12 protein-coding genes are annotated in these 15394 nt (G+C 65.6%); 2 read left to right on the forward strand and 10 right to left on the reverse strand.

The window, feature by feature from the left end; all coding sequences use genetic code 11:
* Nucleotides 1–13: 13 nt before the first annotated feature.
* Together ACQY46_RS16550 and ACQY46_RS16555 are read right to left on the reverse strand one after the other, a co-directional pair.
* Nucleotides 14–1855, reverse strand: coding sequence for a DUF3363 domain-containing protein (locus ACQY46_RS16550; protein ID WP_428697110.1), 1842 nt, complete (start codon nucleotides 1853–1855; stop codon nucleotides 14–16).
* Between the two features lie 476 nt (nucleotides 1856–2331).
* The gene (locus ACQY46_RS16555) at nucleotides 2332–3282 is read right to left on the reverse strand and encodes a hypothetical protein (protein ID WP_428697111.1); all 951 of its coding nucleotides are present in this window, start codon (nucleotides 3280–3282) and stop codon (nucleotides 2332–2334) included.
* Between the two features lie 373 nt (nucleotides 3283–3655).
* Between ACQY46_RS16555 and cas1 the strand changes: the two genes are divergently transcribed.
* Nucleotides 3656–5647 (forward strand): CRISPR-associated endonuclease Cas1, encoded by a 1992-nt coding sequence (gene cas1 / locus ACQY46_RS16560; protein ID WP_428697112.1) that lies wholly within the window; start codon nucleotides 3656–3658, stop codon nucleotides 5645–5647.
* Complete coding sequence (cas2, locus tag ACQY46_RS16565) at nucleotides 5647–5937, forward strand: CRISPR-associated endonuclease Cas2 (RefSeq protein ID WP_428697113.1); 291 nt, start codon at nucleotides 5647–5649, stop codon at nucleotides 5935–5937. Before cas1 ends, cas2 begins: the two co-directional genes overlap by 1 nt.
* Before the next feature lie 630 nt (nucleotides 5938–6567).
* Here the strand turns inward: cas2 and ACQY46_RS16570 are convergent.
* From ACQY46_RS16570 to ACQY46_RS16605, 8 genes are read right to left on the reverse strand one after another with little or no spacing between them, the layout of a single operon-like run.
* Nucleotides 6568–7500 carry a hypothetical protein gene (locus ACQY46_RS16570; protein ID WP_428697114.1) on the reverse strand — a complete coding sequence of 311 codons (933 nt, stop codon included), beginning with the start codon at nucleotides 7498–7500 and terminating at the stop codon, nucleotides 6568–6570.
* Nucleotides 7497–7793 carry a CRISPR-associated protein Csx16 gene (csx16, locus tag ACQY46_RS16575; RefSeq protein WP_428697115.1) on the reverse strand — a complete coding sequence of 99 codons (297 nt, stop codon included), beginning with the start codon at nucleotides 7791–7793 and terminating at the stop codon, nucleotides 7497–7499. Before csx16 ends, ACQY46_RS16570 begins: the two co-directional genes overlap by 4 nt.
* The gene (locus ACQY46_RS16580) at nucleotides 7790–10033 is read right to left on the reverse strand and encodes a TIGR03986 family type III CRISPR-associated RAMP protein (RefSeq protein WP_428697116.1); all 2244 of its coding nucleotides are present in this window, start codon (nucleotides 10031–10033) and stop codon (nucleotides 7790–7792) included. The genes csx16 and ACQY46_RS16580 overlap by 4 nt, the downstream gene beginning before the upstream one ends.
* The gene (locus ACQY46_RS16585) at nucleotides 10030–10497 is read right to left on the reverse strand and encodes a hypothetical protein (RefSeq protein WP_428697117.1); all 468 of its coding nucleotides are present in this window, start codon (nucleotides 10495–10497) and stop codon (nucleotides 10030–10032) included. Before ACQY46_RS16585 ends, ACQY46_RS16580 begins: the two co-directional genes overlap by 4 nt.
* On the reverse strand, nucleotides 10487–11779 hold the full coding sequence (locus ACQY46_RS16590) for an RAMP superfamily CRISPR-associated protein (RefSeq protein WP_428697118.1): 1293 nt from the start codon (nucleotides 11777–11779) through the stop codon (nucleotides 10487–10489). Before ACQY46_RS16590 ends, ACQY46_RS16585 begins: the two co-directional genes overlap by 11 nt.
* The gene (locus ACQY46_RS16595; protein WP_428697119.1) at nucleotides 11769–13166 is read right to left on the reverse strand and encodes a hypothetical protein; all 1398 of its coding nucleotides are present in this window, start codon (nucleotides 13164–13166) and stop codon (nucleotides 11769–11771) included. Before ACQY46_RS16595 ends, ACQY46_RS16590 begins: the two co-directional genes overlap by 11 nt.
* The gene (locus ACQY46_RS16600) at nucleotides 13163–13735 is read right to left on the reverse strand and encodes an RAMP superfamily CRISPR-associated protein (protein WP_428697120.1); all 573 of its coding nucleotides are present in this window, start codon (nucleotides 13733–13735) and stop codon (nucleotides 13163–13165) included. The genes ACQY46_RS16595 and ACQY46_RS16600 overlap by 4 nt, the downstream gene beginning before the upstream one ends.
* Entirely contained in the window at nucleotides 13732–15246 is a 1515-nt protein-coding gene (locus tag ACQY46_RS16605) for a Cas10/Cmr2 second palm domain-containing protein (protein WP_428697121.1), read from the reverse strand. Before ACQY46_RS16605 ends, ACQY46_RS16600 begins: the two co-directional genes overlap by 4 nt.
* Nucleotides 15247–15394 lie beyond the last annotated feature (148 nt).

Here is a 15394-nt window from a genome sequence, read left to right on the forward strand (position 1 = left end):
GATGCCATGCCACTCACATCCCGATGCCAATCCCGCGCTGCCGGCCAAAGGTCCATTCGATGCCTCCGGTGGTTCGGATATGGGCGCTGATGGTCTGGCCGATCCGCTTTTCCAGCATCGGCTCCCAGGGCACGAGATGGAACCGGAACCCGTCGTCGAGCATCGCGTAGCGGCCGCTGGCGAGATTGGCGGCGCCGACGAGCTTGCCGCGTGCTTCGTCTGCGATTTCCACCGTCGTGAACACTCGCTCTCTGGCCTTGGCTATCTTGCGCCCAACGCGAGCCACCTCCTGGCGTTCGAGCGTGCGCAGCATGCCCCGCGGAAAGGTGATGACGCCGTTTGTCGCATCCCGTGTGGCAATGCCCATCTCGACCAGTTTGAAGGTGCGCTTGTCGAGCGCTTGGGTAAGCTCCCTCCCGAAACCGCTGGGCACGAGCTTGGTCTGGTCGCCTGACGTGAGCTCGCGGTCGAGCCATGTGGCGCCGTCGCTGCCGATCTGCGCTTCAAGATCGAAAGCCGAAAGCATGCGCACGGTGAAGTCCTTGCCCCTGTTGCGGGTGTCATGGGCGAGGCCGCGTTCCGGCAGGTCGGGCGGAACCTTCCAATGGTTCTCGTCGACGCGCTCGACGTGCCCTGCCCGACGCAGCGCTTCGAGGCGACGAACATGGGACCGGATAAAGGCATCAGGATCCCCGCCGATGCGCTTGATCTTGTCGCGCGCCAGCTCCAGGTGGTGGCTTGGCCGGTAGATGCCGTTCTCGTCCGTGGCATCGCGGATGTTGATGTCAGCAGCTCGTGGCTCGGTCTTGGCCTGGACCGGCCCCAGGGCGACGATGTGGCCGTTGTCGATGTCATTGAGCCTTGCCGCGTCGACTGTCTCCACATAGTGGGTGCGGCCGTCGACCCCATTGATGATGACATGCAGCCGGTCGCTCATCTGGTCGCCGGCCAGCCCCTTGGCCAGCACACGGCCGATGATCGGTTCCTTGATGCTTGCCCCATGCATTTCGTAGCTGCCCGGTGATCGCTCTTCGGCCAGGTCATGGGCCGTCAGCGCCCGGTGCATGGTCTTGATGATGTCGTTGCGGATGCCAAGATCCCTCAGCGTCTTCTCGGCCTTGTCGGACAACGACCATTGTCCGGTGTCGATTTCTCCCGCCAGCCCCATGCGCTCCAGCTTGCGCACCCGGTCGATCAGCAGATAGCGGTTGGCGCGGATGGTGTAGCTGTCGCTCGCATTCGGATTGAGATCGACCAGGCCGTGGTCCCGTTGCTGGGAGATCAGCATCCGGTCGAGCCGTGTCAGCCGGTCGGCATCGATTTCCCTGGCGAGCTTTTGGGCAACCTCCCGCTCGCTCTGCGGGCCGAGTTCCAGCGTCAGCCGTTCCGATGCCCGGTGGCGGATGCCATAGGCGATGTAGTCGCCGGCGATGTTGAGGGTCTTGCCGTCCTTGGTCACGCCGTCGCGTTCGAGATTGCGCAGATGTGCATCGACCGCCTTGGCGCTGGTGACGAAGCTGCGGCCACCGCGGGCGCTGCGCCCTGCATTCAGCTTCACGACACGGGCCTTCGCGACGACACGGCGCGAGCGGAAGCGCATCCCGCCTTCATTGGGCTTCCAGCCGCTGCCTTCTTTGGGCAACGCTGCCGCCAGTTTGGAGCCGCGGCCGCGGGCGTTGAACCGGCCGCTCCCCCTTCCGGCCATCCGTCCGATGCGGCGCGGATCGCCGCCCGCCTTGCGCACCGCCATTTCCACCTGGCGGCGGAACGGGTTTCCGCCCGACTTGCCGCCGCCACCCCGGCTGTGCGGCGGTCCCGGCCGGACGCGGAAGATGTCATCGAAATCGTCTGCCATGAGAGCTGACCTGGGCCGACGGTTCCGAGCGTTCAAGGGCGAAAGCCGCGTGATCGCAGGTGGGCGGACATAAAGGCAAGAAGGGCGTAGCTGCCTGGCTTCAGTCTTTCAATGGCACCATACCAAGCCATTGAAACCACGAAGGAATCCGACTCTCCGGCACCATGCAGCCTTCTAATGGTGCCGGAATGGCACTAGGCGGCTGCTCAAAAAACAATGTGCAGACAATGACTTAACGACCAGCGGGAGTGCGAACGCGAGTTCGCTTTATCTTGCACTCCTGATCTGATCCCTATCGTCAAGTCCCCATTGTCATTTTCTGCCCATTTCACTCCCCCGGTCCGTATTATGTCGTCGCGCAAAAGCCAGATTGCCATCAACAGGTTCGCACCTGCTCGCGCCGCACGGACCCAACCCGCCACGACGAAACGGGTCTGGTCCATACGCCGCAGGCTGAAACCTTCGCTCCCGGTGGCTCACTCCGTCTTCTCTGCCACAGCCGCGCGGCTTTCGATCAGGCGTGCATTCTGTCCGATGCCGATCCTCCCCAGCCCTTCATTCGTACCGCGCCCGATATGGCTGCGGACGGCAAACGCCAGCAGCAAACGCAGGTCCGCGGGGATTGTGGGCAAGTCGATTTCACCGGTGACCACCTGCCTCGTCCGAGCTTCACCCTTTCGGTTGGGGCTTGCAGTCTTGCCGCGCGTAAGGCGCAAGGCCTGGGCCTGAACATCATGGGCGGCGGCGGTCAACTGGCGATGGGCGTCCTCGGTCAGGGACGCACCGCTCCAGCGCGCTAGCGCATCTACCCGCCGCAGCGTGCGTGACAGGATACGCGCGGCGATGTCTCGATTGTCTGCCGGCCGGGTGCCTTCATCATCCATGGGCGAGAGAAGACGCAAGGTCAGCGGGCCCTCGGGCACCTCTGCCCAAGGCGTAATCCCGGTCTGCCGTGCAAGAAGTTCGGGCGCCGCGCGCTGCCCCTTCACAGCCTTGGTCCAGGGCAGGATGCCGGAAAGGCCGGCCACCAGTGCCTCGGCCGCAACCGGGAACCAATCGCAAGCCGTGCCGAACACGCGCAGGGTGACGGTGAGGACGGGGCCTTGTTGGTGCCAGAACAAGACGTACGGCTTCGGCAGCCCGTCGCCTCCGGACCGCAGCTGCTCGCGCAGGAAAACATCCAGTGCGCAAGGCGGGTCCCACGGGCACGGTTGGCCGGCCCGCGCGGCTGCCGAGGCACCAGAAGCCAGAGCACCGAGATAGGACCGGCGAAGGTGCGCACCGATCCCCGCATCGACCGGTGCCACCGGGGCGAGAATGACGCTGCAGTCCTGATCGCGCCACAGCGACGCGATAGCCGCGAGATCGCCCCCCGCGGCCGGCGCGGCCAGCCATTGCGCCAGACCCGTAGGGATCGCGTCCGTCATCGGCCCACGATGACCGGGGCCGCGTAAGAGGTCAACGATCCAGTTTCAATCCGCTGTCATGCGGCCAGTTCTTCAGCACCGTCATTCGTAACAGCGACAATTTGGAGGGGTTTCAATCCGCTGTCATGCGGCCAATGCTTCAGCACGCAACCCTGGTTGCTGCCGTGCCGGCATCTGCGTTTCAATCCGCTGTCATGCGGCCAATGCTTCAGCACCCACATTCTGCAAGCTGTTTCCGGCAATGATTTTTTTCCCGATCGATCCGGACCAGAGTATCATTGGCGAGAGAGTGTATAAGAACAAAGTCGGAATACCGCTGTTTTCCTGATATTTCATATGAAGCTACCTCCTTTCCGAACCGGATTTCGCAAGGATGCCCCGTTACCGCCAGCCCCCGGCAGATGAATTGTGGCTTGCGACAACCGACCTGTCCAGCCTGCGGGCGTCCTGGGCGCGGGTTCTGGCCAACAATGGCGCTGCCGGCGGCGACGGCATGAGCGTCGCGCGCTTTGCCGAAGGTGTGACACAGCGGTTGCTGCGGCTGTCCGGCACCCTGCGCTCGGACCGCTGGCGACCGGGCCCCGCGCGGGCGGTGGACATCCCCAAGCGCAAGGGCGGCACCAGACGGTTGATGATCCCGCCCGTGCCGGACCGGGTGGTGCATGGGGCGGTCGGCCTGTCGCTGACGCCGATCCTTGAACCACAGTTCAGCGATGCCAGTTTCGCCTACCGCCCCGGTCGGTCTGTCAAACAGGCGCTTGCAGCGGTGGCCAGATGGCGCGACCGCGGCTTCTGGCATGTGGTCGAGGCCGATATCGTCTCGTTCTTCGACAATGTCCGCCATGACCGGCTGCTGTCCAAGCTCGATGTCGCACTGGCCGGGCACAAGGGGGCGGGCCGGGTTGTCGACCTGGTGGCGCTGATCCTGGAGGGCCAGGCGCAGGACAGCGGCGTGGCGGGGCGCGGCGTGCCGCAAGGCTCGCCGCTGTCGCCGCTGTTGTCGAACCTCTACCTGGACGCACTGGACGACGCGATTGATGACAAGGGACTGCGGCTGATCCGCTATGGGGATGATTTCATCATTCTTGCCCGCAAGCGCGACAGCGCCGAGGCCGCACTCGCCGAAGCCCGAGAAGTGCTCGCCGAAGAGGGACTGGAGATGCACGCCGCCGGTAGCCGGGTGCGCGACTTCGACCGTGGTTTCGAGTTTCTGGGCGATTTGTTCGTGCGTGGCCTGCAGATGCAATCGACGGACGAGGACCGCGAGGAGGATCCGGTATCAGCCTTGCGCGCCGTGGCTGAAGCAGATGCCGAGACCGAGGAGCGCACTGAACACGAGGGGCGCGCAGGCTATGATCGGGGAACGCGGGTTCTGCATGTCACCGAGCCCGGACGCCAGTTGCTGGTCGAGGGGCATGTGTTTGCCGTGATGGCGACGGGCGGGCACCTGCTGGCCGGAATCGCACCCTCGCGCGTCGGTCGGATCGAGATCGGTTCCGGCGTCGAGGTGTCTTGGGAGGCCCAGCGACTTGCCCTGCGCAACGACGTACCGATGGCGATCGTCGGCCCAAGGGGCGAAACGGCGGCGATGTGGACCCCGCGCGGCATGGACAGGGCCGGGCTGCATCTGGCGCAGGCGCGGGCGGCGCTGGACGGAGATTTTGCCACGGCCGTGACCCGCGCACTGGTGGATGCCCGCATCCGCAACATGCGCACACAACTCTTCCGCCTGAACCGGAAGGTTGCTGATGGCGAGGTTACGGCTGCTCTGGCCACGCTGAAGCGGCACCTGGCGAAATTGCAAGGCTTTGCCGATGTCGCCGCCCTGCGCGGCGCCGAGGGGCACGCCGCCGCGCTGTTCTGGCCGGCGCTCGGGCGTCTGGCCGACGGTGCGCCAGTGCCATTCCGCCGCAGACGGCCCGCAACCGATCCGCTGAACGCGGCGATCAACTACCTGACGGGGATACTGGAACGCGATGTCGCGCAGTCCATCGGCGCGAGCGGCCTCCACCCCGGCTTCGGCTTCCTGCATGCCGCACGCGACGGCAACTGGGCGCTGGTGTGGGACCTGATGGAACCCTTCCGCACCCCGCTGACTGAAGGCATCGCCGCTTATCTGTTCAATGCCCGCCGCCTGCGCCCCGAAATGTTCGAGGTGCATCCGAAGAGCGTGGCGATCGACCCGGCCGGGCGGCGTGCACTGGTGCGCGGCTATGAAACGGCGGCGACCCGCGTCGTCAATGTTCCGGGGCGCGGACAACGGCTGGCATGGCGGCCAATGATGCGCTGGCAGGCGCAGCGGCTGGCCGATGCGGTAGAACAGCAGGACCCGGCGCTGTTCACCCCCTACCTGATGGAACCGTGATGGCACGGGGCGAGATGCTGACGGTCTTCACCTATGACGTCGGCGCGAACCGGCGACGCAGGCGAGTGGCCCGGCTGCTGGAGGACGCCGCGACACGGGTGCAGTACTCGGTGTTCGAGGCGCGGCTGACACGGGCGCGGGCCGAGGCGCTGGCCCAGCGCATCGCCGCCGAATTGGGCGACGGCGACAGCCTGCGCGTCTATGTCCTGTCCGCCGATGGCGAGACCCGCAGCCGTGTCTATGGCGACAGCCCACCGATGGAAGCCGACGCGGACTACTGGCTGTTCTGAGCCACGGAGAACCCGGGCAGGTCGCCCCGCCCGGCTGTCTGCTGTCATGCGGCCAATGCTTCAGCACTTTCAAGGGTCTTAGTTTGTTCCTTCGTTCTGTTTCAATCCGCTGTCATGCGGCCAATGCTTCAGCACCGGTACATATCGACTGCCTCGCGGCCAAGGTTTCAATCCGCTGTCATGCGGCCAGTGCTTCAGCACTGTACCGCGACCAGCTCAAGCACGGCGTGAAGTTTCAATCCGCTGTCATGCGGCCAATGCTTCAGCACCACGGCCCGCAACACCTCATCATCGAGGCGAGTTTCAATCCGCTGTCATGCGGCCAGTGCTTCAGCACAGGGGGAGTTAACGACCATGGAAATGGAGAGTTTCAATCCGCTGTCATGCGGCCAGTGCTTCAGCACTTTGGCCGAGGTGACGAAAGAGCCTTCGAAGTTTCAATCCGCTGTCATGCGGCCAGTGCTTCAGCACCCCTACCCCGTGCAACCCACTGCGCGCAAGGGATTTCCGCACGTCGGATCGCAACCAGAGGTACTTTCCAGACTCCTTCGAAAGGAACAAAGCCTGAATATTTCGCAATTTCCCTTTCATCACCTGAGCTTGCTCCCTTTCCGAACATGATTCCCGCTCCTAATGCCGCGCCAGGTTGAACTGCGCGTCGGCGTCATAGCCAAGAACCGCGTGTCCGCCCGGTCGTCCTGACACCCTGTCGGAATCACTGTTGCTCGTGACGTAGAGAAAGATCGCGCCGCGGTTGAGCGTCTGGATGGCGGCGGCGATGGAAAAGACCTTCATCCCCGCCGTCACGTCGATATAGGTCGCCGCTTCCGCCTCGGCCCTCGGCAGGCCGCTGTCCTTCCTGATCCGCTCGAAGGCTCGATCGAAGGCGGCGGTGACATATTCGTAGGATTCATAATCGGGCTTCGGCTGGTAGTTGCGGTCGATCCGCAACGGCTTCACGCCGTCCTCCGCGCCCTCGGGGACCGTGGACACCTCAAGTCCTGGAAAGCAGGTGCGCAGCAGGCGGCAGAACAGGCCGATCTGCCCGGTGCCGTTGTCGATGACATAGACCGCCCTCATCTCGCCGCGCTCGTGCAGGAAGCGCAGGAGGCGCAGGCCCTGCTGCCAGCCTGTCAGCCTGGCGGCCCATTCCTTCTGGTCGTCGCAGATCTCGCCGATCCGGTTCGGGTCGATCCCCTGCAGCGCCGTCTCGATGCCCGCGCTCAGCCGCGTCCAGTCCTCGGGCGTGCGCCCGAGCCTGGAAAAGCCCATGATCACGAAGGGCCGCGCCGCGATGTCCTGATCATCGAGTTCCCGCGCCTCGGAGCGCACCAGCCGCTGCAGGCGGTCATGCTGCCAGTAGGACACCAGCCAGGCCGCCGCGCCCACGAGCAGGATGGAGATCGCCGCGAAGGCAAGGGGATGCAGATCGAAGACCGGCGCGAGAAACGCCTCGACCGAGTAGCCCACCGTCGCCACCGCCGCGACGCCAACCAGGAAGGACAAGGCCAGGCGCCCGGCGCTGACGACACGGTGGCGTTTGGGGTGGATCTGGCGTTTCATCCGGCGCCTCCCTTCGTGACAAGATATTCCGTCAGCCTTGCCCCGAACCGCTCCATCTCGTCGGCGCTCAGGTCGCGGCCGCGCGCCTGCGGCGGCAGGTCGAGCGTCAGGTGCAGATAGCGCGCGCCCCTGTCGCAGATCTCGGCCGCCAGATGCACCGGCAGCGTGCCCATCACCACATCCCCCGGCGCCACGGTGGACGGATCGAGATGCGGGACCACCCGCGCCTCGATCCCGTGCCGCGCCGCCCAGTCGATCGTGCCGGGATGGCGGGTGACGAGGATGGCGGTCATAGCGGCCTCAACGCGCGGACGCTGACTGGCCGGCCATCATCATCCGGGCGATCGGCCCGGCGCACCCAGCGGCGGTCGGGCGCGAGCCATCGGACAATCTCGACATGTCCATGGCCCTCGCATTGCCATCGGGACCCAACCGGAAAGCGGTCGTCGCCCGCCGCCGCAGGCGCAGCTTGAACCGTCCCGCGACCCTGTCGGGCGCGGACCGCATTGTTGAATGTCCGTACGGTCGTTTTCGCCTGCTGGCCGAGCGCGCGCGGCGGTGACATCTTGATGCTGTCCTCGTCGATCGGATCGGCAACCTCCGTTGCCGCCATGCCGGCATATTCGGGCAGGACGGTTCCGGCCTTCTTTGCATCGACAAAGTCATTGGCGACTCCGACAATGATCTGCATCTGTTTCATGCGGTCCTGCGCTTGCTCGTCGGCGCCCTTTTCGGGATCCGCCATCGCCCTCAACTGGCGCAATTGCACGCTGTCCGCCCAGCCGCCGGCAATGCCTTTTTGTCTGGCCCATGTCTCCATCGCCTCGGCAAATTGCCGCATCGCCTCGCGCTGGGCCGCGTCCAGTGCCGCCGCCACCTTCGCCCGTCCCCAGCCGAACGGCCGCCCCATGCCGACGGCATGGCGCAGCCCGTCGTCCCCGCCCCAGAGTGCCGCCCACAGCAGCGCGCCGAGTTCGACCGGATGCAGGTTGTGATAGCGCAGGCGGAAGGTGAAGGTGATCGGACCCTCGGGCACCGGGCAAAGCGGGCGCAAGCGGCCAACACTGTCGCCCTCGACGGTCGGCGGCGGCACATGCGGTTGCCCGCGCACCGGGTAGCGCTTCCAGCCGCGGATCTCCTCCTTGACGGGATCCTTTCCGGTCGGATCCCAGTTCATGTAGGACCGGTAGTTGGCCCGGATCGGATCGCCGTTCGCGTGCGTCCCGACCTTCAGAAGCTCCGTTCCATCGTCCGACTGAAAATCGCGCTGGCGCACATAGGCCGGGGCGTAGCCGGGCTTGGGCCTCGCCAGGATTGCCCGGGTCGGGTCCTGATCCTCGCGCCAGGAGCCGGCCTCGGCCAGCGCCCAGCCGAAGGACACCCGCCCCCGCCAGCCGTCGCCCTTGCCCTTGCCGCTTTCCAGCCGCCCGAGGATCGCCTCGGCCAGGTCGACGGCCTGCGGGTCGCGGTGGTCGGGCGAACTGTGCTTGATCATCTCGCCGATGGAGGTGTCGGCCGGCAGCTTGAACATCATCGCGAGGCCGAGATGGGTGATCTCCGCGCCATCGGTCAGGTAGAATACCGGGATCGCCTCGCCCCGGCCGAGCGCCGCCTTGCGCCACCTCCATGTGTCGCTGATCTTCTCCTGCCGCTCGTGCACGTCGAGAAACCCGCGCCAGACCTGCTTTGGAACCTCGAAGGCCTTGTGCGGCGCCGGATCGTAGAAGAAGAACTCCATATGCTTGTCTTTGCTGGGCATTCCGGTAAAGACGAGGCGGCCACATTTCTTCTCGAACGTTCCCGCCAACCCACTGGACGCAGCAACTGTGGCTTTGCGGTACCTTATATACTTGTGCCCAAGCTCCGGTTTTTTCTTGTTCTTCAGACCGTGCTTGTGGTTTTGGGCCGTCTTTTCAACAAAAAGCGATTGTGTGATCGGGATCTCGGGTGGCGATCCAGTAAATTCCTGCTGAATGATTTCAGCGGAGGAAAAATTGTCATTTTTCCTGACGCGTGTCTTGAAGTTCTTCGAAATTTTTGAAAGTTCATCATGCTCAATTCGCGCGAATTCACACGCCGTCAGGACAAGCGTGTCTCCATCGATCCTTAGCCAGCCGCCGCGACTCAGGGGTTCATACGCGCCATCGGCACGCTCGACCGTGACCCGCTCCCCGTAATCGAGCCGAGCCGCTGGCGTCAGATCCCGCACGCTCGTGCGCGCGTCGTCGGCCAGCGCCATCTTGCCGAAGCCGGCGATTTCCAGCACGCCGCGGACCATGCCGCGCAGGGTCGAACCGGGGATCGCGGGGATATCGTCGGGCGTCCTGCCGAAGGCCTTCACGCCCGGCTCCCGCTCCGGTCCCCAGTTGACCAGAAAGGGCGTGTCGCAGGTCAGCGTCATCTCGATTGACCCGCTGACCGCGCCGGCCGCCGGCATGTCCTGGCTGGGCGGAACCGTCAGGCCCAGATCGGAGGCCTTGCAGACATGCCTTGCCAGCGGCACGAAATTGTAGGGCGCGGTGACGTCGGTCATGCGATCTCCTCCAGTCCGACAAGCCGGCAGGCGAAGATTTCCGCCGCCCCGTTGTCCGGCAGGCGCCAGTAGCGCCGATACCGCGACGCCCTCGGCCCTGCGGCGTCCGCCTTTTCAAGCGGCGCCGTCACCAGCACGACGTCGTCGCAGACACCGGCGCCCGCCGCCGTCTCCTCGAAGGTCGTCCAGACCCAGCCCGCGCCGATCCGCCGGATCTGCAGGCTGGCGTCGCGGGTGCCGAGCTCGGCCTCGAGGACCGCGCCGAGGGCGGGATTGTCCGCGCCGGGAGGGAACACAACGCCGGATTGACGCGCGATCCAGCCCGAGGCGCCCTTCCCCGCCCAGGTCCGGACCAGATCCTCGATATCCTTCTGGTGCGTCGTTTCCTTTGCCGAGATCGTCACCGACAGGCGGGTGAAGCCGTGATCATCGGGCAGGCAGGCGAGGATGTCGTCAGGCTGCATCTTCCACCTCCTCCGCCAAGGGCTGATCGGGCACGAAGATGCCCGCTCCCTCGCCCCATTCCGCGCCGATGCCAAGGCGCCCCGCCTTCAGGTCGGAAAGGCTGTCCTCCAGTGCCCGCAGCATCTCGCTCGTCAACAACCCGAGTTTCGTGATCCGGATTTCCAGTCTCGGCCGCCAGAGCAACGCATCGGTGAAAAGAACGCCGCGCCTCGCCCCGCCGCTGAACCGGTCGAGGCCGACATGGGTCTGGGCGATCACCTCGGCATTCGCAATCGCGACATCGTGAAACCGCAGCCGTCCCGCGCGACCAGAGCCGCCCTTGGCCGCATGGCCGAACATGTCATTCAGCACGGCTTGCGCATCGGCGACCTTCGCCTTGCGCAGATGATACAAAGCACGATGGCGCACCGGACCCTTGATGGCGCTGCCGGGGATGACGAAGACCTCTTGGTCCAGCCGTCCCTTGCGACCGTCCCAGACGATCCGCGGCTCCCGCCAGGGCGCGCGATCCTCGCCATCGTTGCGCCCGTCGGCGCCAATCAGCAGCGGCCCCTCCATCCTCCCCGACAGCACCCATCCCGCAGGATCCGCGCCCCGCGCCGTGGCGGAGGCGCTTTCCTTCATGTCGCGGTCTTGTCCCAGGTCGCCGCCGAAGATGGCGCACCAGCGCGACCAGTCCGCCGGCAGCGTCAGGTCCTCGCGGAGAAGCCGCACACAGGCCGTCTCGCCGTAGCCCGACCGCGTCGCTCCACCGAGAAAAAGCCCTTCACGGATCAGCCCTTGCAGCGCATCCGCCGCAGCGCGATTGTCGGTCCGCATCTCGAAGGTGAAGCGGGCGCCGGTCGGCACGGCATCGCGCGAGAACTTGCCGTCGCCGTCCACCGTGCCCTTGTCGTTGAGGCGGACATGTTGACGGATCAGCGGGCGCTGGCCGGGAAGCACGGCCTTGCACAGATCGTCGCCGCTCATCCCCGCCAGATCGTCCGGTTTCAACACCAGGCCGTCGCGCGGCCGATCGTCCGCCCAGTGGAACAGGCCGTCGGTGAAAGCGACGGAGCTGCGCTTGCCCCCGTCTTCAACCTGCCAGCCGAACCAGTCGTCCGCTGTGTTCCCGGCCCGCGCCCGCAGCGCCCCGGCCAGCGATGTGGCCGGCAGCATAGGCAGGCCGTTGGCATCGCGCACCGGGTCGGTGTCGGACATCGCCTCGTCCTCGCCCGAGGCAATGATCAGCGGCGAGCGGCTTTGCAGTGTGACCCGCAGGATGGTCCAGTCACGTTGCATCGAACCATGCCTCCCGTTTCAGGCTGTCGCGCAAGGCCTTGGCCAGACGCTTGAGCGCCGCCGCGCCTTCGGCGTCGAGGATCGCCAGGGCCTTTCCGACAAAGGTTCCCGGTGCGTCGGGTGCGAACCTGGCCTGCCAGGCCAGGACCTCCTTGGCTCCCTCGCTGTCGCGCGCCCGCTCGAGGAAGGGTCGGATGCCGGCGTCCGGCATCTGCGCCAGCGCCGCCCATTGCGATGCGGTCGGCCCGCAGCGTTCCCCTTGCAGGCGTTCAGCGGTCGCGTACAGCTTGCCCCACTCGTCCCAGACACGCGCCGCGCTGGCGTTCAGCTCGCGTTGTTCCTTTTTCGTCTCGGCCCAGCCCAGCAGGAGGCGGGACAGGTCCGTTTCGACGACTTGCGGTGGCGCCTCTGGTTCCGGCCTGTCACAACGTTTCCAGCGTCGCAGCACCTCGCGCGGCGGGTCGGACGAGGCCAGCATCAGTCCGAGCCCCTGTTCCTGCCACAGACCCGCCCGATGCAGCCCGGCGGACACGTCGGATTCCAGGGTCAGGACGGAGCCGCGCGCGATCACCAGCCGCTCGCTCTGCCGCCGGCCCCATTTCGCATTGAACGGCGCATAGGTCCGATGGCGCACGAAGCTGCGCGACCAGTCGATCTGCGCGCCGAGCAGCCGCTCCGGCCGCTCGGTCGGGGTGAAATGCTCGTCCAGTCCTGCCAGATCGGACAGACACCACAGGTATCGCGCGGCTCCTTCGCCGGTAGCGGGCATGGCGGGCGGGTCTATCGACCGGATCCGCGCACGTCCGAATTCGGCCATGCGCGAGCGCCCAAGCAGATGTTGCCCGCTCAGCGCGTCGATGGCCCAGTCGACCTGGTCCTGCGGCCCCTCGATCCATGCCACGAAGCGTTGCCCGGCGGCCAGCGCCTGCAAACTGTAGAAGTGCCCGTCCGAGGCGCGCAGGGTGTCGGGATCGATGGACGTGCGGCGCGTGGCGACGGTCGCAACCACGGCCTCGGCGTGGTCGCCTTTGCCGTCGCCCGGCCGGATCTGCTTGTCGCGCTGCTGCTTGCATCCGGCCTTGCGCTCGTCCGTCGTCAGGTCGAGCAGCTGGCCGGTATCCTTGTCGCGGTGAAACGACATCGGCACCGGCAAGGCGACATCGCCCTCCACCGCCAGCCAGGCATCGCCGACCAGGAGCCCCCCTCCGTACAGCCAGTCCAGCACCTCGCCGGCCGGCTTCGCGGAGCCGTAGGCCCGGTTCGCCAGGACGCCCCACAGCATCGCTCCGGGCAGATAGGGCAGGCTTGTCGGAACCGCCGCCGTTGCCACGTCAAATGAGGCGATGACAGGATCGATCAGGGCAATTTCAAGCCCCTGGCGGATCATCGTTCATCCCCCGTCGTCACGATCACGCGCCCCATGCCGCGCGTCCGCCCCGAACCCAGTGCGATGATCAAAGGCAGGACCTTCTCCAGATCCTTCATCCATTCGTCATCCGCCTCATCAGGGCGCGACACCTCGGCCTCCAGCGTCAGCGGGATGGCGACTTCCTCGAAGCGCAGCGAATGCGGCCGGGCAACGCCGTCTTCGGTCATGGCCGTGCTGCGCCGGGTGCGGTACAGACCGGAAATCAGTTTATGCCGGCCAACAAGTGCCTGACGCTCCGCCACCGGCAGCCGCGCATCATCGAAGCGCAGAACACCGGGATCGGGATCGTCGAGCAGGGGCTTGCCAGGTTCTGCGCGGGCACCGAACAGCACATCTGCCGTTCCTGCACTCACACAGCCAAGAACCTCGGCATCGCGAACTGCCTGGCGGCACAGTCCCTTGACCTGGCGACCCGGAATGAATGGCAGTCCCTCGTGATCCCTGATCGGCCGTTCATCGAAGATGCCCATCTCACCGGCTCCGGTGCCGACCTGCCAGAACGACAGGATGCGGAAAATCAGCTTCATGCCTGGCTCCTGTCGATATGCGCCAGGTCATGCGCCGCCAACAGCGGCACCCAACCGCCATCGGCGGCCGTCAGATCGGGCATCCCTGCGGCAGCCAGCGCTGCATCGAGTTCGTGCGCAACAGTTTCGCCCCGCGCCTTGACCACCTGCTTCGCGCGAACAAACAGCCTTTGCGCGTCCTCGCGACTCGTCTTCACAACCTCTGGAACCTTCCGCAGACCGCCGCGACCGACGTCGTCATCGTCAAGCAAACGCGCCAGCGCCCTGAGCGACTCGAACTCCGCCATCCCATGCGCCGCCCGCCACAGCGTGAAGTCTTCGTCAGCCTTGCCCTGCGCGGCGATGTCTTCGGCTTTTTCCGGAATGGCGGCGCCCGTCACACGATAGAAGGCGACCTTGCTTTGCCCCGGATCGCGCGCCTCGCGCGCCAGTTCCTCGGCCAGACGATAGGCTTGCGCGAAGGGCTGATTGGGCCCGATCACCACGAATCCGATCTTGGTCGTCAGCACGGGCCAGTCCTGCAAAGCCGCAAATCCGCGGACCGCCGCGGTCGCCAGTCGCTCATAGGCACAGGCAAAATCCAGCGCGAACTGACTGGCCAGATCGGCGCGCAGGATCACCGTAACGTCATCACCACCCAACAGGATCGGTCGTGCAGGAACCACTCCTTCTTCGGCGGCCTCGACAACCCGCAACATGGCACATTGCACCGCGGCCTGCGTGGCTGCGGTCAACCGGCCCGAAAGGAAGCGCACCTCCTCGATGGACAACCTTTGCACGGCTTCGACGAAAAGCTTGCCCATCCCGTTACCGTCGGCATGCAGCACCGCCACCCGCGGGATCGATTTTTCCCCGAATGGAAAGATCACCCGATCGGATGCCTCGTCCTCGTCCTCGCGAAACACAGTTGGCCATTGCAGTCCTGCGCGCTGGTTCCGTGCCACGAACTTGCCGGCCAGCGTCTGCCCGCGCTTGAGATACTGCCGCTTTGCCAGGGTCGGCAGATCGGCAAACTCCTTCGTGATCACGCAGCGGCCGTCCTGCCCTGTCGCCCCGCGCAGGATTGCCGGGTTGCCTCCCGACCGTTGCGCCGGTCGCAGCATGGGCGAACCCAGGGGGAACGCCGCGCCGCGTACCGGCCCTTCCGCCGCAATCCCGTTGCGCGCCGCATCGCGGGCCTTGGCGACGGTTTCCCCCGCAGCGGTGCAATCGTTGAACACAAGGCCAGGCGCTTGTTTCGCAAGGGTCAGCCGGAAGGTCGCACGAAACCTTCTCAGCAGGTCAGGTTCCAGGCATGTGAAATCCAGCACCCCGCCTGCCGCGCGGAAGACGGTCGGATCCAGTCCCACGGCCTGCAGCACCCGACCGGCAAGACCCGACACGCCCTCTCCCACATCGCCACTGATCGCATCTATCAGTTCGCTGGCCCCACTGGCATCGCGCAGCTTGCCTGTGGCGAATACGTATGACTGAATTTGTCGAATCTCGAAAAGGTATGCCTGAAATACCATGCAACGTCCCCCTAGCCCATTAGGGTTGTGCCGAACCGAATAGTCAACAACCATAACGCGAACCAGTTTCAGCACTTGTCCCACTATGACGCTCATTGGTGCCGAACAGTCCCCCTGGGCGGCGGACTCATTAAATCCGATACAGATG

The sequence above is a fragment of the Stappia sp. genome (assembly GCF_965276915.1).
GTDB lineage: Bacteria > Pseudomonadota > Alphaproteobacteria > Rhizobiales > Stappiaceae > Stappia.